The sequence below is a fragment of the Lactobacillus kitasatonis DSM 16761 = JCM 1039 genome, assembly GCF_000615285.1.
Classification (GTDB): Bacteria; Bacillota; Bacilli; order Lactobacillales; family Lactobacillaceae; genus Lactobacillus; species Lactobacillus kitasatonis.
In genome coordinates, this window is record NZ_BALU01000005.1 from 1 (window position 1) to 19,228 (window position 19,228).

Annotated in this window: 21 protein-coding genes and 3 pseudogenes; 12 read left to right on the top strand and 12 right to left on the bottom strand. The window is 38.6% G+C overall.

Annotated elements, in window-relative coordinates; genetic code table 11:
- The first annotated feature begins 280 nt into the window (after window positions 1–280).
- Window positions 281–1,990: pseudogene (locus tag JCM1039_RS10640) on the top strand (oligopeptide ABC transporter substrate-binding protein).
- Window positions 1,991–2,099: 109 nt separating this feature from the next.
- Here the strand turns inward: JCM1039_RS10640 and JCM1039_RS04355 are convergent.
- A complete protein-coding gene (locus JCM1039_RS04355; RefSeq protein ID WP_025014801.1) occupies window positions 2,100–2,333 on the bottom strand; it encodes a hypothetical protein in 234 nt (77 codons plus the stop codon).
- 149 nt (window positions 2,334–2,482) lie between these two features.
- On the opposite strand from JCM1039_RS04355, the gene JCM1039_RS04360 reads away from it, so the two are divergent.
- The 4 genes and pseudogenes from JCM1039_RS04360 (at window position 2,483) to JCM1039_RS04375 (ending at window position 5,419) form a co-directional block, all read left to right on the top strand.
- Entirely contained in the window at window positions 2,483–3,142 is a 660-nt protein-coding gene (locus JCM1039_RS04360; protein WP_025014802.1) for an amino acid ABC transporter permease, read from the top strand.
- Window positions 3,123–3,796: pseudogene (locus JCM1039_RS10645) on the top strand (amino acid ABC transporter permease). Before JCM1039_RS04360 ends, JCM1039_RS10645 begins: the two are co-directional and overlap by 20 nt.
- Window positions 3,797–3,805: 9 nt before the next feature.
- Window positions 3,806–4,546, top strand: a complete 741-nt coding sequence (locus JCM1039_RS04370; RefSeq protein ID WP_025014803.1) for an amino acid ABC transporter ATP-binding protein — start codon at window positions 3,806–3,808, stop codon at window positions 4,544–4,546.
- A gap of 12 nt (window positions 4,547–4,558) precedes the next feature.
- On the top strand, window positions 4,559–5,419 hold the full coding sequence (locus JCM1039_RS04375; protein WP_025014804.1) for a transporter substrate-binding domain-containing protein: 861 nt from the start codon (window positions 4,559–4,561) through the stop codon (window positions 5,417–5,419).
- Between the two features lie 46 nt (window positions 5,420–5,465).
- Here JCM1039_RS04375 and JCM1039_RS12915 read toward each other — a convergent pair.
- From JCM1039_RS12915 to JCM1039_RS04390, 5 genes and pseudogenes are all read right to left on the bottom strand, one after another.
- A pseudogene (locus JCM1039_RS12915) lies at window positions 5,466–5,576 on the bottom strand (DNA methyltransferase); the annotation flags it as partial.
- 124 nt (window positions 5,577–5,700) lie between these two features.
- Window positions 5,701–5,934, bottom strand: a complete 234-nt coding sequence (locus tag JCM1039_RS11955; protein WP_013642221.1) for a hypothetical protein — start codon at window positions 5,932–5,934, stop codon at window positions 5,701–5,703.
- A 14-nt stretch (window positions 5,935–5,948) separates the two neighbouring features.
- Entirely contained in the window at window positions 5,949–6,272 is a 324-nt protein-coding gene (locus JCM1039_RS04380) for a metal-sulfur cluster assembly factor (protein ID WP_013642220.1), read from the bottom strand.
- Complete coding sequence (gene sdaAA / locus JCM1039_RS04385; RefSeq protein WP_025014805.1) at window positions 6,272–7,153, bottom strand: L-serine ammonia-lyase, iron-sulfur-dependent, subunit alpha; 882 nt, start codon at window positions 7,151–7,153, stop codon at window positions 6,272–6,274. The genes JCM1039_RS04380 and sdaAA overlap by 1 nt, the downstream gene beginning before the upstream one ends.
- A gap of 13 nt (window positions 7,154–7,166) precedes the next feature.
- On the bottom strand, window positions 7,167–7,829 hold the full coding sequence (locus JCM1039_RS04390) for a serine dehydratase beta chain (RefSeq protein WP_025014806.1): 663 nt from the start codon (window positions 7,827–7,829) through the stop codon (window positions 7,167–7,169).
- Window positions 7,830–8,014: 185 nt separating this feature from the next.
- On the opposite strand from JCM1039_RS04390, the gene JCM1039_RS04395 reads away from it, so the two are divergent.
- From JCM1039_RS04395 to JCM1039_RS04410, 4 genes are all read left to right on the top strand, one after another.
- Window positions 8,015–9,427, top strand: coding sequence for an ATP-binding protein (locus tag JCM1039_RS04395; RefSeq protein WP_025014807.1), 1,413 nt, complete (start codon window positions 8,015–8,017; stop codon window positions 9,425–9,427).
- Window positions 9,428–9,430: 3 nt separating this feature from the next.
- Window positions 9,431–9,724 (top strand): hypothetical protein, encoded by a 294-nt coding sequence (locus tag JCM1039_RS04400; protein WP_013438308.1) that lies wholly within the window; start codon window positions 9,431–9,433, stop codon window positions 9,722–9,724.
- 101 nt (window positions 9,725–9,825) lie between these two features.
- Complete coding sequence (locus JCM1039_RS04405) at window positions 9,826–10,122, top strand: hypothetical protein (RefSeq protein ID WP_025014808.1); 297 nt, start codon at window positions 9,826–9,828, stop codon at window positions 10,120–10,122.
- Window positions 10,123–10,186: 64 nt separating this feature from the next.
- A complete protein-coding gene (locus JCM1039_RS04410; RefSeq protein ID WP_025014809.1) occupies window positions 10,187–10,702 on the top strand; it encodes a GNAT family N-acetyltransferase in 516 nt (171 codons plus the stop codon).
- Window positions 10,703–10,762: 60 nt separating this feature from the next.
- Here the strand turns inward: JCM1039_RS04410 and JCM1039_RS11960 are convergent, their stop codons facing one another.
- The 4 genes from JCM1039_RS11960 to JCM1039_RS10660 all read right to left on the bottom strand — a co-directional run bounded on the left by JCM1039_RS11960 (window position 10,763) and on the right by JCM1039_RS10660 (window position 14,229).
- Window positions 10,763–10,945 (bottom strand): matrixin family metalloprotease, encoded by a 183-nt coding sequence (locus JCM1039_RS11960; protein ID WP_236692596.1) that lies wholly within the window; start codon window positions 10,943–10,945, stop codon window positions 10,763–10,765.
- Window positions 10,946–11,061: 116 nt separating this feature from the next.
- Window positions 11,062–11,403, bottom strand: a complete 342-nt coding sequence (locus JCM1039_RS12575; RefSeq protein WP_025014810.1) for a chloride channel protein — start codon at window positions 11,401–11,403, stop codon at window positions 11,062–11,064.
- A gap of 304 nt (window positions 11,404–11,707) precedes the next feature.
- A complete protein-coding gene (locus JCM1039_RS12580; protein WP_244438037.1) occupies window positions 11,708–12,199 on the bottom strand; it encodes a cation transporting ATPase C-terminal domain-containing protein in 492 nt (163 codons plus the stop codon).
- Window positions 12,088–14,229, bottom strand: coding sequence for an HAD-IC family P-type ATPase (locus JCM1039_RS10660; protein WP_244438038.1), 2,142 nt, complete (start codon window positions 14,227–14,229; stop codon window positions 12,088–12,090). Before JCM1039_RS10660 ends, JCM1039_RS12580 begins: the two co-directional genes overlap by 112 nt.
- Window positions 14,230–14,497: 268 nt before the next feature.
- Here JCM1039_RS10660 and JCM1039_RS10665 point away from each other — a divergent pair, with 268 nt between their 5' ends.
- Window positions 14,498–15,586 (top strand): CPBP family intramembrane glutamic endopeptidase, encoded by a 1,089-nt coding sequence (locus JCM1039_RS10665; RefSeq protein WP_236692599.1) that lies wholly within the window; start codon window positions 14,498–14,500, stop codon window positions 15,584–15,586.
- A gap of 326 nt (window positions 15,587–15,912) precedes the next feature.
- The gene (locus JCM1039_RS04440) at window positions 15,913–16,638 is read left to right on the top strand and encodes a Fic family protein (protein ID WP_025014811.1); all 726 of its coding nucleotides are present in this window, start codon (window positions 15,913–15,915) and stop codon (window positions 16,636–16,638) included.
- Window positions 16,639–16,697: 59 nt separating this feature from the next.
- On the opposite strand, the gene pyrE is transcribed toward JCM1039_RS04440, so the two are convergent.
- Window positions 16,698–17,336, bottom strand: a complete 639-nt coding sequence (gene pyrE / locus JCM1039_RS04445; protein WP_025014812.1) for an orotate phosphoribosyltransferase — start codon at window positions 17,334–17,336, stop codon at window positions 16,698–16,700.
- Window position 17,337: 1 nt separating this feature from the next.
- Window positions 17,338–18,045, bottom strand: coding sequence for an orotidine-5'-phosphate decarboxylase (pyrF, locus tag JCM1039_RS04450; protein ID WP_025006324.1), 708 nt, complete (start codon window positions 18,043–18,045; stop codon window positions 17,338–17,340).
- A gap of 252 nt (window positions 18,046–18,297) precedes the next feature.
- Between pyrF and JCM1039_RS04455 the strand changes: the two genes are divergently transcribed.
- Window positions 18,298–19,221, top strand: coding sequence for a dihydroorotate dehydrogenase (locus JCM1039_RS04455; protein ID WP_025014813.1), 924 nt, complete (start codon window positions 18,298–18,300; stop codon window positions 19,219–19,221).
- The last annotated feature ends 7 nt before the right edge of the window (window positions 19,222–19,228 follow it).

Here is a 19,228-nt window from a genome sequence, read left to right on the forward strand (position 1 = left end):
AAAATAAAATTTTCTGTTGACAAACTTCATTAGCAAGATTTTTATAACATTAAATTTATTTAAGAAAGGAGCTACATATCATGTTAGAATCACAAAGCGCATTAACAGTAGAATTACGACGCCACCACCAAAATGATGGCCTATTTTGTAATCCTAAATTATGGTGTGCGGCGATTTTTGTTAAATAATTAATTAAACGATTATTAAGTGAAGACTCACGTCCCTAATTGGGATGAGGGTCTTTTTTTATTAAAAAAGAAAGAGTAAAGATTATGAAAGCATGAAGTTAGTCAGTTCCGCAAGTTTAAATGTTGGTGCAGCTTTAAGTGTAGCTGCTTGTGGTCAAAATAATAAGAGTGCAACTAAGAGCGCCAAGAAGTTCCCAGAACAACCCCCACAAAAAAAAGGGCGGGACTTTGTCCTATGCTATTGAAACTGATACTCCTTTTAAAGGGATTTTTGATAGTCAGTTATCAGTTGATCAAGTGGATTCAGACGTAATGCAATTTGGTAATGAGGCTTTGTTCGATACTGATAATCAATATAAGATTACTAATAAAGGCCCAGCTACTTTTAAATTAGACAAGAAAGCCAAGACAGTAACAATTACTGTTAAGAAAGGAGTTAAATGGTTGCTAAGGAATTGGAATATCCATATGAAATGACCGCTAATAAGGCTACTAACAGTCTACGGTACTCGGATCCTTTAGCTAATATCGTAGGAATGAAAGCCTATCATAATGGCAAAGCTAAAACTATTTCAGGCATAACTTATCCTGATGGTGAAAATGGTAGAACTATTGTCATTCACTTCTTAGCAATGAAGCCAGGGATGTTGCAATCTTGTAATGACTATTTTATTGAAACGGCAGCTCCATATCATCATTTAAAGGATGTACCTTTCAGTAAATTAGTTTCATCAGATCAAATCAGAAAAGATCCATTATTCTTTGGACCATATAAAGTTAGCAAAGTTGTCAGAGGTCAGTCAGTAACTTGGGTTCCCAATAAATATTATTGGAGAGGTAAACCAAAGTTGAATAAGATTGTGGCGCAAGTTGTTTCAACTAAAACAGCTAGTAAAGCGATTAAGAGTCACAAGTTTGATATTGCAGATGTAGTTAACCCTGATTGGCAAGCAGTCAAGAACGCTAAGAATACTAACTTTATTGCTAATATCCCTCTTGCATATAGTTACTTAGGCTTCAAAGTCGGGAAGTGGGAGAATGGCAAGAATGTCATGGATAAGAATGCCAAGATGAATAATAAATCTTTGCGTCAGGCAATTGCCTATGCCAAGAATATTAATCAAGTTGAAAAGAGATATACGCAGGGATTGATTTTCAGAGTGCCAACTTTGATTACTGCTCAATTTGGTGATTACTTCGATAAAAATGCAAAAGGCTTTCCATACAATTTAAAGAAAGCCAACCAATTATTGGATAAAGCTAGCTACAAGAAGAAAGGCAAATGGAGGGTTCAACCTAATGGCAAGCCTTTGAATATTCACTTGGCCGAAATGACAGGTTCTGCAGTGCAAGAGCCGATTATTCAGAATTATATTCAACAGTGGCATAAAATCGGCTTGCATGTCAGCTTAACTGGTGGCAGATTAATTGAGTTCAATTCCTTCTACGACAAACTGGACCACGATGATAAAAATGTCGATATGTTTATGGCAGCTTGGTCATTGTCATAAGAGCCTTCACCAAGAGGGATGTACAGCGAAACTAACCCAATGAATGACTCTAGATTCGTTACCAAGGAAAACAATAAATTGCTTGATGAAATTGATTCTACTAAGGCATTCAATCACAAGTACCGGGTAGCAGCTTTTCATAAATGGCAACAATATATGAATGATGAAGCTTATATTGTACCAATGACTAACTCTTATGCGATTCAAGCTGTTAATAATAAGATCGTGAACAACTCGTTAAAACCAACAGCTGCAAATAGTGTTTGGTATAAAGTAGGCTTTAGTAAGTAGTTAATTTCTTAACGTTAAAGATGGTGTTCGCTTGAATTATGAGACTGGTAATAGTCGAATAAAATAAAAGTAAAATGATCCACTACCAATTAAGGTAATGGATCATTTTTTAACTTGCAATTAAAATCTTCCCAAGAGGGCTGCTAGTGTACCAATTCTGCGGTTGCATAGCTGCTAAACTAGCGACAATAATAAAAATTCCACCAATGGAAATTGATAAGGCAAAAAGATAATTAAACATAATGAACAGAGAATTCCCATTAATAGCTTGACGTAAAATGTGAATAGCAAATGCTACTACAATCATCCCTATTGAGATACCGATTTGGTAAAAAACATACATCAACTTTTTCCCAGTCTTTTTAAATCTGTTAAATATTATATGATTTTTTTGAATAATAAACAAAAATTAAAATTAAATTTGACTTATATTAATAAGACTATTATTATTCACATTAAAGTAAGATGTTTTAATGAATGAGAGGTATGTAAATGGATTGGACCATTATACAGCAGGCATTGCCAGCATATGGGCATGCCTTCGTTTTTACTGTTTGGCTCTCATTGGTTGGGATTATTGGCTCAATCATTGTTGGAGTCATTGCAAGTTTGCTGCAATACTTTAAGACCCCGATCTTAAGTCAGATTGCAACAGCTTATGTCGAATTGGCACGCAATACACCGCTTTTAATTCAACTTTTCTTTTTGTATTATGCATTCCCGGTAATTGGTTGGCGAATGTCATCAATTACTGCAGGAATTATCGGTTTGATTTTCCTTGGGGGAGGCTACATGGCTGAAGGGTTCACCGGTGGCTTCCAAGGGGTAACGGATAGTCAAATCAATTCTGGTGAAGCTTTAGGAATGAATCGCTTTCAATTAGCAAGATACATTGTGTTCCCGCAAGGATTTGCCTTAAGTATGCCAGCTTTGGCAGCTAATGTGATTTTTCTTATTAAGGAAACATCTATTTTTACAGTGATTGCAATTCCTGAATTGACTAATACGGCATTGGATTTGATCGGAATGTATTACCGGTCTAATGAATATTTATTAATGTTGGTTATCGGGTATGCAATTATTATGATTCCAGTAATTTTACTTTTAAACTGGCTAGAAAGGAAAGTTCGTTATGGCGCATTCGGGGATTAATGTCTTATTCAGCGGTAGCAACTTTGATCGGCTATTAGTTGGTTTATGGACCTCTATTTGGATTGCTGCTTTGTCAATTATCATTGGATTGCTTATTGGAACTATATTCGGTGTTCTTCGGACAATGCCGAATAAAATAATTCGTTGCATTTTAAGAGTCTACATGGAGATCTTTAGGATTTTACCTAGTGTAGTTCTACTTTATTTGGTTTATTATATTTTGCCTCGTAGCTTGCATATTAATTGGCCGGGTTCTGGATGGCAGTCTTAGCTTTTTCGCTTTGGGTAGCAGCAGAGTTCAGCGATATTGTTCGTGGGGCTTTGCAATCCGTGCCATTAGCTCAAAAGGAAAGTGGCTTGGCATTGGGTTTGAGTAAGACGCAGCTTTTCTTGTATGTTTTGTTACCTCAAGCATTCAAGTTAGAGTTACCAGCTACGATCAACTTAGCAACAAGAGTAATTAAAACAACTTCTATTTTAATGTTGATCAGTGTAATGGATGTTATCAATGTGGGACAACAAATTATTGAAGCAAATAATCAAAAATTCCCAACAGGTGTTTTCTGGGTTTATGGTTTGATTTTCTTCTTTTACTTTATCCTGGATTATCCTTTATCAGTATGGGCAAAGAGTTTAATGGCAAAGCAAAAATAGGTGAGAAAAATGACTGAAGAAATTTTAAAAGTGGAACATCTAAACAAGTTTTATGGTGACTGGCAAGCACTTCACGATATTAGCTTTAATTTGAAAAAGGGTGAAGTTTTGGCGATTCTGGGTCCCTCAGGTTCAGGTAAATCAACACTCTTAAGAACACTGAATGGTTTGGAAAATTATAAAAATGGTGAGATTGTCTTTCATGGTAAAAAGGTCCAGTCCTCTCCAAAAGAATGGCAAGCTATTCGACAAAAGATTGGCATGGTTTTTCAATCATATGATCTTTTTCCAAACCTAACAGTAATGCAAAATATTCTTTTGGCACCTACGAAGGTCCAAAAACGGGATCGAGCAGAAGTAGAACAAGAAGCACATCATTTGTTAAAACGGGTAAATATGGATCAATATGCTGACACGTATCCTCGAGAATTATCTGGTGGTCAACAACAAAGAGTGGCAATTGTCCGTACTTTAGCTATGAAGCCTGAAGTTATTCTACTTGATGAAATTACTGCATCTCTTGACCCTGAAATGGTTCGTGGTATTGAAGATATTGTTAAAAAACTTTCAGAAAATGATCATATGACAATGATTTTAGTTACTCACCAAATGAACTTTGCTAAACGTGTCGCTGATCAAGTCCTCTTTTTGGAAAAAGGCAGGATTATTGAGAAAACTCCTTGTGAACAGTTCTTTATTGAACCACAATCTGAAAGAGCTCAGCAATTCCTCACTGATATGGACTTCTAGGGGGATGAAACTATGAGTGGACGAAAGATATTCAACACTATTATTAGTGTAATTGCCGCTGTCGTAGTGTTAGCTTCAGCTTATATGGGTTTAACTAAACCATATCTAGCTCGTTCTGCTGGTGGTGGCGGTTGGAGTAACAATAATAGTGTGACCCAAATTAAGCGTCGAGGTTATATTCGAATTGGTGTTTATGGTGACTTACCACCATATGGTTGGGTTAACTCTCAAGGTAAACGGGTTGGTTTTGATTTGCGACTTGCACGAGAATTAGCTAAAGAATTAGGTGTGAAACCACGATTTACCCAACTTAACGGAAATAACCGGGTTGACGCATTGAATTCTGATAAAGTAGATATGGTCTTAGCCAACTTTACCAAGACTCCAGAAAGAGCAGAAATAGTAGATTTTGCCCATCCTTACATGAAAGTATCAACTGGTGTCGTTTCACCTAAGAGTCACCCGATTACCAGTGAAAAGCAATTGCGAGGGAAACAATTGATTCTTTTGAAAGGATCAACGGGTGAAAATTACTTTGCTAAGCGTCCTGGAATAAAGCTTTTACGTTTTGATTCAGAAACCCAGCAATTTAATGCAATGAAAAATAAGCGAGGAGCTGCATTAGCTGATGATAACTCCTACTTATATGCCTGGATTAAAAAGAATCCGCAATATGTAGTTGGAATTAGATCAATTGGTCCTCACCAATTTATTGCACCTGCTGTTAAGAAGGGTAACAAATCTTTATTGAAGTGGACTAATAAACAAATCAATCGTTTGACTGCTGAAGGTTTCTTCAAGAAAGATTACCAAATTGAACTTAAACCATACTTTGGTAAAGGAATTGTGCCTAGCGACATTTTATTAAAGTAAATCAAAAATTAAAAGAGAAGTAATTCAAACTTGGAATTACTTCTCTTTATTCTATGCCAAAGTATTTTTTAGCTGCGTCGCTCATCTTATTTGGTGATCAAACAGGGTACCAGACGAATTCGACGTCTACATTTTTAACTTCTTCGACCTGTTCTACTTCTGCTTTGATTTTATTAAGGCCGATTGTAAAATTAAATTCATTATTGCAATTTACGACTCACTAATTAAATAAAAAGAATATAAAAAATGCTTAGTACCTAGTTGGTATTAGGCATTTTTGTTTAGCCTATAATGAGCATTCTCCAAAATTGACTACTGGTGTACCAGTTATGCGGCTGAATTGCGGCAAGGCTGGCGATAATGATTAAAACGCCAGCCGTTGAGATCGAAATGGAAAAGATGAAGTTAGTGAAATTGGCAGGGTAGCTGCTTTTGCGACATCCCCTGAAGATGTAAAGTGCAAGACCCACGAAAAAGAAACCTACAAAAATCCCGATTTGATACCAAATATCCATTACTACTCCCTTAATTAATCCTTCTTTTCATAACCAAAATACTTCTTTGCGGCGTCGCTCATACGGTCCGGCGACCAAACCGGATACCAGACAAATTCTACGTCCACGTTTTTTACTTCTTCAACTTTTTTAACTTCTTTAGTGATTGCATCGATTAAAAAGCCGGTCAAGGGACAGGCTGGAGTGGTCAAAGTCATGTTGATTAAGCAGATGCCATCTTCGTCCAAGTCGATACCATAGATTAAGCCTAAATTAACCACGTCGACGTTTAATTCAGGGTCGATCACCTGAGCGAGGTGGTTAATGATGTCGTTTTTGATTGTTTCGCCGTCTCTCATTATGCATCCTCACCAAAAATCTTTGCTTTGATTGCTTGTCCGGTTGGCGTACCAGCTAAGCCACCGATTCCTGTTTCGCGTAGGGATGCTGGCATTTGGTGGCCAACTTTTTTCATGGCATCGATACATTCGTCAGCCGGAATTACACTAGTGCATCCCGCCAGCGCCATATCTGCCGCAATCAAAGCGTTCCCAGCACCAATCGCATTTCTTTTCACGCAAGGCACTTCAACCAGTCCTGCAATAGGGTCACAAACAAGGCCAAGCAGATTCGACATTGCAATCGATAAAGCCTGTGCACTTTGTTCGGCGGTGCCGCCAGCTGCTTCAACTGCCGCAGCCGCACCCATGGCAGAGGCAGAGCCTACTTCAGCTTGGCAGCCGCCAGTAGCACCAGCGATTTCGGCATTGTTGGCGATCACCATGCCAAAGCCACCGGCAGTGAACAAGAAGCGAATCATTTGCTCCTCAGTTAAGTTGAGTCGCTTTTCTAATAAAAACAAGACACCAGGCAAGGTGCCGGATGAACCAGCTGTTGGCGTAGCACAAATGACACCCATTGCCGCATTAACTTCGTTAGTTGCAACAGCATTCTGTACGGCAGTCATGATCGTGTCGCCAGAAAGGGTGTGGCCTTTCTCAATATATTTCTTTATCTTCACGGCCTCACCGCCAGTTAAGCCAGTGCTGGAAAACACACCATTGCCGCTGCGACCTTTTTTCACCGCATCGCGCATGGTTTCCAGATTGTATTTCATTTTGTTCCAGACTTTTTCACGAGGTAAGCCTGACATTTGGCATTCTTGCTCGATGATCAATTCAGAGATAGGTTTGCCTGTTTTTTCAGAGTCGGCGACAATTTCTTTAATGTGGTTGTACATGATTTCTTCCTATCTATAAACAAATGATGTGAGGATATTTCTTCCGTAATTCACCAGTTAAGTCTGGTTTGAAGTAATTTTGGATATCGTACTCATAGATGTAACAAGCGTGCGACTTGTAGATTCTTTTTTCCTTAAAAGGGGCCTTGAGTTTCAAAAAGTCAGATAAGGATCTCTCGTGATTAAGTTTTCTCTCAAAATCAACTAAGATCACTATTGGTAGAGAACCGGCTGGCTTGATGTTGATGCCGTGTAAGACGATGTCGCGCACTTCGATGGCACCGCCACCGATAGAGCAGCCTGATAATTGGGCCTTCTTTTCACCATCTGACATGTCCAAAATCGCAGTGTTAGGGTGGCCGATGGGGCTTTGGCCTTCTTCTTCAACAAAGCGAATATCGATTCCGCGTTGGCGCGCAATCTCAGGTGCTCGCGGCACACGCAAATCGTCTGTAGTAAAGCCCAAGATTCCTGCAGCGATGGCATAGTCAGTACCATGTCCGCGGTGCGTTTGCGCAAAAGAGCCATAATAATGTACAGTAACTTTTTTAGGTACGCCGCCGAATAGTCGGTTGCCTTCACGGCCAATGGCTACGGCACCAGCAGTGTGTGAGCTTGACGGCCCGACCATGACCGGTCCGATGATGTCAAAGACACTCTTGTAACGATTCTCCATTGTAAGATCCCCTAATGTATAATTCTCGTTTCTCATTATAACGGATAATGGGGAATTGATAAGTAAAGATTGAGATCATTTTCAATCTTTTGAGAAATAGAATAAATAAGATTATAATAATTATGATTACAGTAATCGTAATTACTGTAATCGTAATTACTGTAATTATAATTACTGGAGCAAAAATGAACAAATTTATTGGCCGAGAAATTGAATTAAAAAATTTAAACCGAATGTATAATAGCTCTAATTTTGAAATGGCAGTTGTCTATGGGCGCCGCCGTGTAGGAAAGACTTCATTAATTAAACAATTTATTGTTGATAAACCTGCAATTTATGTTCAGGGAGTTGAAGCAACAGTCGAAACAAATTTACGTTTTCTTTCAAATGCAATTTTAAATTTTGAACAGCCAAATAGAATAAACAAAGGAAGAACTTTTCAAGATTTGGAAGAAGCATTTGAAGAAATTCAAGATATAGCTAATCGCCAACAAGAAAAACTAATTTTTGTAATGGATGAATATCCATATTTTGCGCAAGCTGCATCAGAAATTAGCTCAATATTGCAATACGTAATTGACCATATTTATAAGGAAAATAACAATATTATGTTGATCTTGTGTGGCTCATCGATGTCCTTTATGGAGCACCAAGTTTTGGGCTATCAAAGTCCACTTTATGGTCGAAAGACAGGTCAATTTAAGATTCGTCCATTTGATATCTTTGATACTAAAAAAATGTTGCCCAAAGTTAATGATGAAGATTTGATGGCTTACTATGGGATAACGGATGGTATTCCTCAGTATTTGAGTTTTGTTGATCAAAATTTAAGTGTTCCTGAGAATATTCAAAGAATGTTTTTGATGCAAAATGCACCACTTCAAGATGAACCGAATGTTTTATTACAAGAAGAGTTACGTAAACCAGCTACATATTTTTCTATTTTAAATGCGTTAGCTCATGGTAAAAATAAGAATTCTCAAATAAGTCAAGCAATTGGTTTAACTGGCACAAATAGTATTAGTTCTTACCTTAATAACTTAATTGAACTTGAAATTATTGAACGCAAACAACCAATTTTGGAACATAACTCTAGAAAATCTATTTATGCATTTAAGGATAATTTGTTTAAGTTTTGGTTTAAGTTTATTGCTGAAGCTCAAGATCAAATAGCACTTGAGAAAACTGATGGAATTTTAGCAGCCATTATGGATGAATTACCAAGATTTTTAGGACCAGTATTTGAACAAGCTTCTAAAGACTGGCTATGGCAACAAGATAATCTACCATTTTATCCTAAGAAGATTTCTGGCTGGTGGGGGAATAATCCGGTTCGTCATCGCCAAGAAGAAATTGATGTTGTGGCAATTAATTTCAATGAAACAGAAGCTATCGTTGGCGAATGTAAGTGGAGAAATGCCGATAAGCTTAATCATGAAATGATCGATACATTAATGATGCGGGCTACATTATTACCTAAAATTAAGAGGACGTATTTATATTTCTTTACCAAAGAATATTCAGATAATTTTATTAAGTATGCTAGAGAACATAATGTTAAAGTAGTTAAATACCAAGATTTTTTTAGAGAAGGATAAATTATGACTAACGAAAAAGACAAATTGAAGCAAAATTTAGAGAAGGTCGCTGAAGAACGCGGCGACCAGCAAGCAGTATCTTATCAAGATTTGTTCAGTCCAATGTTCATGCAAAAGAATACCAGCTTTGCTACGATTGATGTGTTTGTAAGAGAACTTGGCTTGAAGGACTTCCAAGAGATCGAAAAGATTGATGACAAAGTAATCGACGATTTTGTCAAAAAAGAGACGAAATTTAATAATTGGCAAGAAATGCAACAGCGTGCGGTAAGCGAATACATGACTAGCTTATTTTAATAAAAAGTAACCCCTAAAGTCGGTTATTAGCTGATAAGAATGGTATCATTAATATAATAGTAAATATATATTTTTGGCGTAAAAAGAAAAGGAAGAGAACGATGGAAGATAAAGAAATTGTTCAAAAGATTGAACAGGGCGTCAAAGAATCAGAAAATTGGAGTGTATATCACCACTTAAAGGATAAGTTAGGTTATCCAGCATTGATGTTGCGTCAAACTAACACAAGTGCAAATAGTTTCGGCGTAAACATCGATATCTTTAAAGGATATGCTTACTTGTTCTTGGACAATGGTACACCTGCAGAACCTGGCAAGCCTTTCTCAGTGCAAGAGATGTCAGATTGGGTAGCTTTGAGAGAACTTCTTGACATCATCAAGCCTTATATGAAAAAATAATCCATGAAAAATACGAATTTGCAGAGATTGCAGATTCGTTTTTGTTTATGGAGAAGGAATCAAAATGCAAAAATACACGAGATTGGCAACTAAGGATGACTTGGTTGAGATTATGGCTATTATTGGGGATGCCAAGGCATTTTTGAAAAAATCAGGCAGTACGCAATGGCAAAATGGCTATCCAAATGAAGAATCAATTTTAAATGATATTAATAATAAAAACGGCTATGTGTTGATGGTAGGCGATAAGGTAGCTGGGTATGCGGCAGTAATCGCCGGGATTGAACCAACTTATCAAGAGATCGATGGTGCATGGCAAAATGATAATGATCTTTATGCGACAATTCACCGTATTTGCTTGAGCGCAGATTATCAAGGCCAGGGGTTAGGCAAGATCTTTATGTCAAACATCGTCAGCTTGCAATATGCGAATGGTGTTAGAAATTTCCGTGTCGATACTCACCGTTTGAATAAACCAATGCAAAGATTAGCTATAGACTTTGGTTTTGAATATCGCGGCATTATCCAAGTACACGAAAACGACGATCCAGATCGCTTAGCCTTTGAACTAAATATGTAGAAAACAAAAAGCCCATGATTGTTGCAAATAGTAACAATCATGAGGCTTTTAAAATATGACTTATTTTTCATTATAAATAGCTTTAACAGCATCGATATCACATTGTTGGATGGTGCAAGCACGTTGATCAGTTACCGCAGAGTTCATAACTGATGGTTGACTGTCGTTGTGTTCCAAACCAATGGCGTGGCCCAATTTGTGTTCAGCTACAGACAACGCGATCTCTGGATTTACTTGATCCAAGAAGTAATTGCGTATTGAGCTTATGGTTGAACAAATCAGTGATCAAAACGTTTGAAACACCGAGCAGGTGAGAATTCCAAAGACCAGCTGGAATATAAGTTTACTGAAGATGGGCTTCAAGCTAAAAGTCCTAATACAATACCGATAATTGGCAAAGTCCAGTAGGCATTGATTGGGAAGTAGCCGCGAACTGGCAAGTATAAACATGGCTTGTTACCAAAGAACAGAATAGTCATGAAATCAGCTGAGAAGCTGGCGGCTAAAATTGAGACCACCTTTTTGGGTTTAAAGCTGAAGGAGATTTCTTCAACTAAGAACATTGCGCCGGCAATTGGTGCACTAAAGACAGCTGCAAGTTCTGCCGCAACACCACATTCTTGCAGTTCCTTAATTTGATCTTTGTCTGATTCAAAGACGCTTTCGGCTAACCCTTGTCCAGCATGGTATCTTGTTTTCACCTGAGAAAACAGCTTCAATTTGTGGTAGACCAGAACCGACTAATTGATTCAAATATGGTTTAGTGATGTGACCTAGTACAAGGCAGATAACGATCATCAAGATAACAGAGGACACAAGCCACATTGGTTGTGCCGCCATCTTCGGGTAAATGAAGTTGAGGATCTGCATCGTATGGTCAAATGACCCAGCGGATATTGAATAAAAATTATCTATTTTCTTGAACTACCTTAACAATTTGAATGATGATAGTAGGCATTAATGCTAACCCGATAATCCAAAGAAGTTGAGTGCTAGTCAATGGAGTTACGGCAAACAAGCTGTGAAGGCTGGCACGAATAAAATCAATGCTAACAATAATGTACCAACTGCGAAGGCAGCTAAGCTGTACCAGTTGTTCTTAAAGCCAATCTTGAAAATGCTGTGCTGTGAGCGGCAGTTGAAACCGTGAAGCAAACGAGCAAATGTCAAAGTTGAGAATGCCATTGTACATGCGACAGTAGCACTAGTTTGACGGCCAATCATAAAGGCAGCAATAACACCAACCGAGATGATGATACCTTGAAGAGTTACCTTAGTTACTAAGCTCTTATCAAGAATACCAACCTTAGGATCACGTGGTTTTCTATCAAGAATATCTGGTGCACCTGGTTCCATTCCGATTGCCAAAGCTGGAAGGGAGTCGGTTACCAAGTTGATAAACAGAAGTTGAACTGCGATAAATGGTACTGAGAAACCACCAATTGAGGCAAAAAGTACAGTGATGATCGCAGACAAGTTACCAGAAAGTAGGTACATGATTGCGTTTTTGATATTTTCAAAAACGGTACGGCCATTGGCAACTGCTTGATAATAGTAGCGAAGTTGTCATCAGCTAAGATCATGCTAGCTGCGTCTTTTGATACTTCGGTACCGGTAATACCCATGGCTACACCGATGTCAGCCTTCTTTAATGCAGGAGCATCGTTGACACCGTCACCAGTCATTGAAACGATCTTATCTTTCTTTTGCCATGCGTTAACAATGCGGATCTTATTTTCTGGCGATACACGAGCGTAAACAGAGATCTTTTCAATCTTTTGTTCAAGTTCTTCATCACTCATCTTATCGAGCTCTAAACCGGTAACGGCGATGTCGCCGTCATTGAAAATACCGATCTTTTTGGCAATGGCAGCGGCAGTAACCTTGTGGTCACCAGTGATCATGACGGTACGGATGCCGGCTTTTTTAGCACGAGCAACTGCTTCAACACTTTCTTCACGAGGTGGGTCCATTTCGGAAACCAAACCAATGAAGGTAAAGCCGTGTTCTGTCTCAGGAGTAAGATCTTCGTCTTTTTCCTTGTAAGCAAAGGTTAAAACACGCAAACCATTTTCTGAGAAGTGTTCGTTTTGAGCTAAAATCTTCTTTCTATCTTCATCAGTTAATGGGCGAACTTCATCGCCGATACGGATGTTGTCACAGCGGTCAAGCAAGACGTCGATGGCACCTTTAACGAAGATAGTAGGTACGGTGTGGATCAAGTGCTTGGTACTCATCAACTTACGGTCAGAGTCGAATGGCACTTCTTGCTGACGAGTTAAAAGACCACGAAGATCGCTTTCAGACAAGCCAAGTTGATTGTTACCTAAATCAATGCCTGGCACCTTGCGGTACATTTCAAGCAAGGCTGACTCGGTGGGGTCACCGATGCTCTTGCCATCCTTTAAACTTGAGTCGTTGTTTAATACTGCGTCGTATAAAAGGTAGCGATGTAATTGATTGCCTAAGTCTAATTGTTCTGGCTTTAAAACTTCGCCACCAATGTAGATGTCTTCAACGGTCATCTTGTTTTGGGTTAGAGTACCGGTTTTATCGGAACAAATAACGGAAACGGAACCTAAAGATTCAACAGCAGCCAAGTTCTTGATAATGGCATTTTCTTTGGCCATCTTTTGTGTACCCATAGCTTGCACGATGGTTACGATTGAACTCAAGGCTTCAGGAATTGCGGCTACAGCTAAGGCAACTGCAAAAAGAAGTGCATCCATAATCGGTTGACCGCGCCAGATTTGCAAGCCAAGTACGATAGCACAAATGATCAAAATTACCGTGGACAGTTTGGATGAGAACTTATCAAGTGAGACTTGAAGTGGGGTACGACGTTCCTTAGTTTCATTCATCAAGGAAGCGATCTTACCGATTTCAGTGTTCATCCCTGTACCAGTAACTAAGACATTAGCACGTCCATAGGTAACAAGAGAACTTGAGTAAACCATGTTGAGACGGTCACCCAATGGAATTTCATGATCAAAGTCAACGTCAGCTTTGTCGATGTTGGTTGATTCACCGGTTAAAGAACTTTCGTTAACTTGAAGAGAATAGTTGTCCAAAATACGACCATCAGCGGTAACCATGTCACCGGCTTCTAAGAGCATAATGTCGCCAGGAACAACGTCTTTGGAATCAATTTCGATTTTTTCACCATTGCGCAGAACTTTGGCACTAGGTGAAGATAGCGACTTGAGTGATTCAAGCGATTTCTCTGCTTTAACGTGTTGTACCGTCCCCAAAATAGCGTTTAGGATCAATACGGCGATGATTACTAGTGTACTTTCTAAATCACCGGTAAAAGCAGAAATGACTGCAGCGGTGATTAGGATGATAACCATCAAATCTTTGAACTGCTCTAAGAAAACCTGAAAGGCGGTTTTCTTTTTGCCTTCAACTAAGGCATTCTTACCGTATTTGGCTAAGTTTTCTTCAGCTTGCTTAGTCGATAAACCGGCGATACTGGTTTTAAATTCTTTTAAAACCTCGTCCTTGGTTTGTAAATAATACTGTTTCATAAAATCCTCCAGAATTGGGCGTGTCTAGACAAAAAAAGAGACCATGCCCAAACTTAAAAAAGTTTATGCATAGTCTCACCATTTAAATTTACAGCGGAAATTGCTTTCGTGATATGACGCCGTAAATACAATTATTTGTCGGTTACTCCCTATATGTATATTAAAATTAAATCATACGGGATTGTTTTTGGCAATAAAAAATTAAAAATAAAGTTCGCTTTACCTCCGATTGCACTATAATTAAAAATCATAAATTGGAGGGATAAATATGAATGCTGTGATTCTGCCACGCAAACGCTGGCAACAGATCTTTAACGCGCAAATGCTCATTACACTAATCGTAACAATTTTAGAGATGATTCCTAAGCGAGGGCACACTGCAGGTAATATTTTTCAGTTAGTATTCTTATGCTTAGTCATTGGTTTAAATTTTTACGTTCAATTTAAGTGTAAAAATCCTAGCAAGCTTAATCATGAGATTACTCGCTGGATAAATCTCTGGCTGTTTAGCGGTTATTTCATTGATGTCTGGTTAGCAACGGGTAATTATTTATTACTTAATTACAAACAACTGGAGATACTATGGGTCCTTTTGCTCTGGGCTGCCTATCTGGTTTTGTTATTACCACTAGCAGTTCTTTATGCCGGTGATCTAAAGAAATGGTATCTTCGAATACTAGCTGTTTATTTACTTGATCAGCAATATGGACCTGATCAATCATTATGGGTAAGCAAAAACTTGCGGATTATGCATTCCATTACCTGGCAAGGCGTAATTGCAGCGTTGGCTTTATTAATTTTAGCCTGCTTTTTAGGCTATGCCTGGGGCTATCGTTTCAATCCAAATTTAAAATTTGTCAAAAGTCGCAATTTTCAAATGTCGGTTTTCATTATTATCATAGTTTTCGCAACAATCGACTTGTTTTACAATGCTTTTAGTGATTATGACAAACAGATTTATACAGCTTTCTTTAGCTACTCAATTGATATTCATTCAAAATATCTAACTATTCCAAATCTTACGTCCGCCATTGAGCCAGGGATTTTGGAAGAAACAGAACGCTATTTGATGGTTCTGATCTTTATTGCCGCCTTTAATCGTTTCCCTAAATGGCGTGTACCAATCGCAGTTTATGCGTCTGGTATTCTTTTTGGCTTGTCCCATGCTGGTAACGTTGGCTGGAACGGTGAAACCTTGTCTGCAACAATTGCACAAGTTATTGGCGTAATGGGTAGCGGCTTCTTGTGGTCTGTTCTCTATCTTTACAGCGGTAAACTTTGGCTGCCAATGATTTTCCACTTCTTAATGGATTATCTAGCTGATCTTCAGTTGGGTTGGAATTCAGCTGGGTGGTAATTTAGTGGATGGGCTACCGACTATATTTCAGAAATATTAATGGTAGCAGTGCCTTTGGCTTTTACGATCTGGATAATGTTTGGCCAAAGACGTGCTGTTTTAGAGGAAAATGCCAATCGTTTGCTTAACTTAAATTAAAAAAATACCGACATCTTATCATTAGGTAAGTGTCGATATTTTAGTATCTAATTATTTATTACTTTTCAAATTTCTTGCCCCATGCCCATGGATCCTCGTGCCAGGTCTTTAGTACATCGTTGTTTCAAAATATTGGCAATTTAACACAAAGTCGATTATGGTACTATGTTTTGTAAGGAGATGATTAAATGGAGTTCAAAGATAAATATCATCTAACAACAGAGCAAAATAAAAGGTATGCTAAATCAAATTTAGCACGTTTAGTTTTCGCAAATACTAGATTTGAAGGACTTTCTACTACATTACCTCAGACAGAGACAATAGTTTCTGGATTAGGAGTAGATGGAGTACCAGTTGATGATATAAATACAATCGTTCAATTAAAAAGAGGCTGGCAATATATTATTAACGAAACCAAGCCACTTTCTCTACGAATCGAAAAAAATATAAATCTAATTGTTGCTAGAGACGATGCAGTATTTCCTGGAGAATTAAGAACGGGTAGTGGTTTGGTAGCTACCTATAAAGGGGATTTTGTTCCACCAGAAAATATTAGTGAAGATGAAGAAAAAAAATATCTAAATGACTTAATTAACAGCGATCGCTCTGCAACAGATAAAGCATTAACTTTAATGTTTCATAACATGAGACAGCAAATATTTTGGGATGGAAATAAACGATCAGCTATTTTGGCCGCAAATAAATTGATGATTGAAAATGGTGCCGGTCTGATTGCCGTGCCCGAAGATAAATATCCAACTTTTCTAAGAAAAATTTCCGATTACTATCTTTCTAATGACATGAAAGAAGTAAAAGAATGGACCTATAAAAATGGAATTCAGGGCATCGAGTTAAGAAATAAAAAGTCTAAAGATACTAAGATTGATCCTAACTTACAGAAATATTTAAATTAAAAAAACACCGGCATCTTATCATTTAGATAAGTGTCGGTATTTTAGTATCTAATTATTTATTACTTTTCAAACTTCTTGCCCCAAGCCCATGGGTCTTCGTGCCAAGTCTTCAATGCATCGTATTGTTCACTAGAGATATGACCTGATTCATTTTCCTTCTTAAGAAGTTCTGGGTAAGAAAGAAGTGGAGCATATTTAACGCCGCTCTTGGCAAAGTTTTCTTTTGCGTCTGGCAAGTAGTAGGTGAAGATTGAAGATACGCCGATTACGTTGCCACCGTCTTTTTCAGTTGCCTTAACAGCGTTCAAAACTGAACCACCAGTAGTGATCAAGTCGTCGATTAAAACAATCTTATCATCCTTTGAGAAACGACCTTCAATTTGACGACCCTTACCGTGGTCCTTTGGCTTTGGACGAACATAAATCATTGGAAGGTGTAACTTGTCAGCAACCCAAGCTGCGTGAGGGATGCCGGCAGTTGCAACACCACCGATAATGGTTGCTTCAGGGAATTCCTTGGCAATCAAGTTGGCTAAGTCGCTGGCAATCATGTCGCGTAATTCTGGGTAAGATACAGTCAAACGCAAGTCAGTGTAGATTGGTGAAAGCATCCCACTAGCATAAGTAAATGGCTTGTCAGGTGAGATAGTGATGATTTTTTCTTGGATAAGTTGAAAAATAATTTGATCTTTATGCATTTTAGTTAAACTCCTTCTTGATTGCTTCATATGCGGCTTCTGGATCACTGGCTAAAGTGATAGGGCGGCCAACGACGATTGCGCTTGAACCCCATGCCTTGGCATCGGCTGGTGTTGCGACCCTTGATTGGTCATCCTTGGCGTTGCCCTTTGGACGAATACCAGGAGTGACGTACAGGAAGTCATCACCGATTGCTTCGTGCAATTCTTTTACTTCAAGTGGTGAGCAGATAACACCATCAGCACCAGAATTTTTAGCCATCTTTGCAAGGCTGAGTACTTGTTTATCCATTGGTAAAGAACAGTTTTGTTCGTGAGCTAAAACTTCGTCTGAAATTGAAGTCAATTCAGTTACGGCTAAAAGTTCTGGTACGCTGTGACCAGCAGGTGTTCCTGCAATTAAACCATCTTTAGCGGCCTTGATCATTTGGCTGCCGCCAAGTGCGTGAACCGTAGTAAAGGTGATGCCGAGTTTTGCCAAAGCCTTTGCACCGTTATAAACAGTGTTTGGAATATCATGCATCTTAAGGTCTAAGAAGATCTTGTAGCCTTGATCAGCTAATTTTTTAACTACATCAATGCCAGCATTATAGAACAATTCCATGCCAACTTTGATAAAGACGTTTTCCGGTTTGCCTAGTTTTGACAAAATTTCGTGTAATTTTTCTTCATTGTCCAAATCGAGGGCAACGATAACAGGTCTAGTCATTTTTCCTCCACAAAAAAAGTCTATACGTGGCGCAGAGAGACACCAGGTATAGACTTTCCCCAGATAATTTAAGTCAATATTTTGAACTTGCGGTCTCTCTGTACCGTTTAAAGTTTGATCAAAACGAAGTTTAACACCATCGAAAATAAAATACAAATAAAATTTTAGACTTTTAAAAATCAAAAAAGGCGTGTACAATCTGTTCTAAAAAATAAGCGAATGTCCGTGAGCATTCATTTTTGGAGGAAAATTATGACAAATACACGCGTAAAGTTACCAGGATTAGATTTGAAGAACCCAGTGATGCCAGCAAGTGGTACCTTTGGTTTTGGAGATGTGCCAGCAGCTAAGAAGTTCGATTTGAATGACTTAGGTGCAATGGTAATTAAGACAACCACGCCACACGCAACAACAGGTAATCCGCAACCTCAGATCGCTGTTTTAGACGATGGGGTACTTAACTCAGTTGGTTTAACTAATCCTGGTGTTGACGCAGTAATTAGTGAAAAATTAACACCGCTTAGAAAGCAATATCCAGACTTGCCAATTATGGCTAGTGTTGGTGGCGATAGCGTTGATGACTATGTTGAAGTTGCAAAGAAGTTATCTGATTCAGAATTAGTCAACGCACTAGAGATCAACGTTTCTTGCCCTAACGTTGATCGCGGCGGCATGAGTTTTGGTGTGCATCCCGACGTAGTTGAAGAATTAACCAAAAAAATCAAAAACGTGGTTAACGTTCCAATCTACGTCAAATTAACGCCAAACGTAACTGATGTCGTTACTATCGCAAAAGCTGCCGAAAAGGGCGGTGCCGATGGTATTTCCATGATCAACACTTTGCTTGGCATGGAAATCGATGTGAAAACTAGAAAGCCAGTCCTTGGTCACAACATGGGCGGCCTTTCCGGTGAAGCTGTGAGACCGATTGCTCTTCGCATGATTGCGCAGGTTCACCAAGCAGTCGATTTACCAATCATTGGTATGGGTGGAATTAACTCAGCTGAAGACGTCGTTAAATTCATGCTTGCCGGTGCAAGTGCCGTAGCAGTAGGTACTGCACACTTCCACGACAGCATCGCATCCAAGCATATCGCTGATGGTTTACCTGCAAAACTTGAAGAATTAGGCGTCGATGATATCAATGATTTAGTTGGCCAAGTTAGACTCAATTAATCCCTTG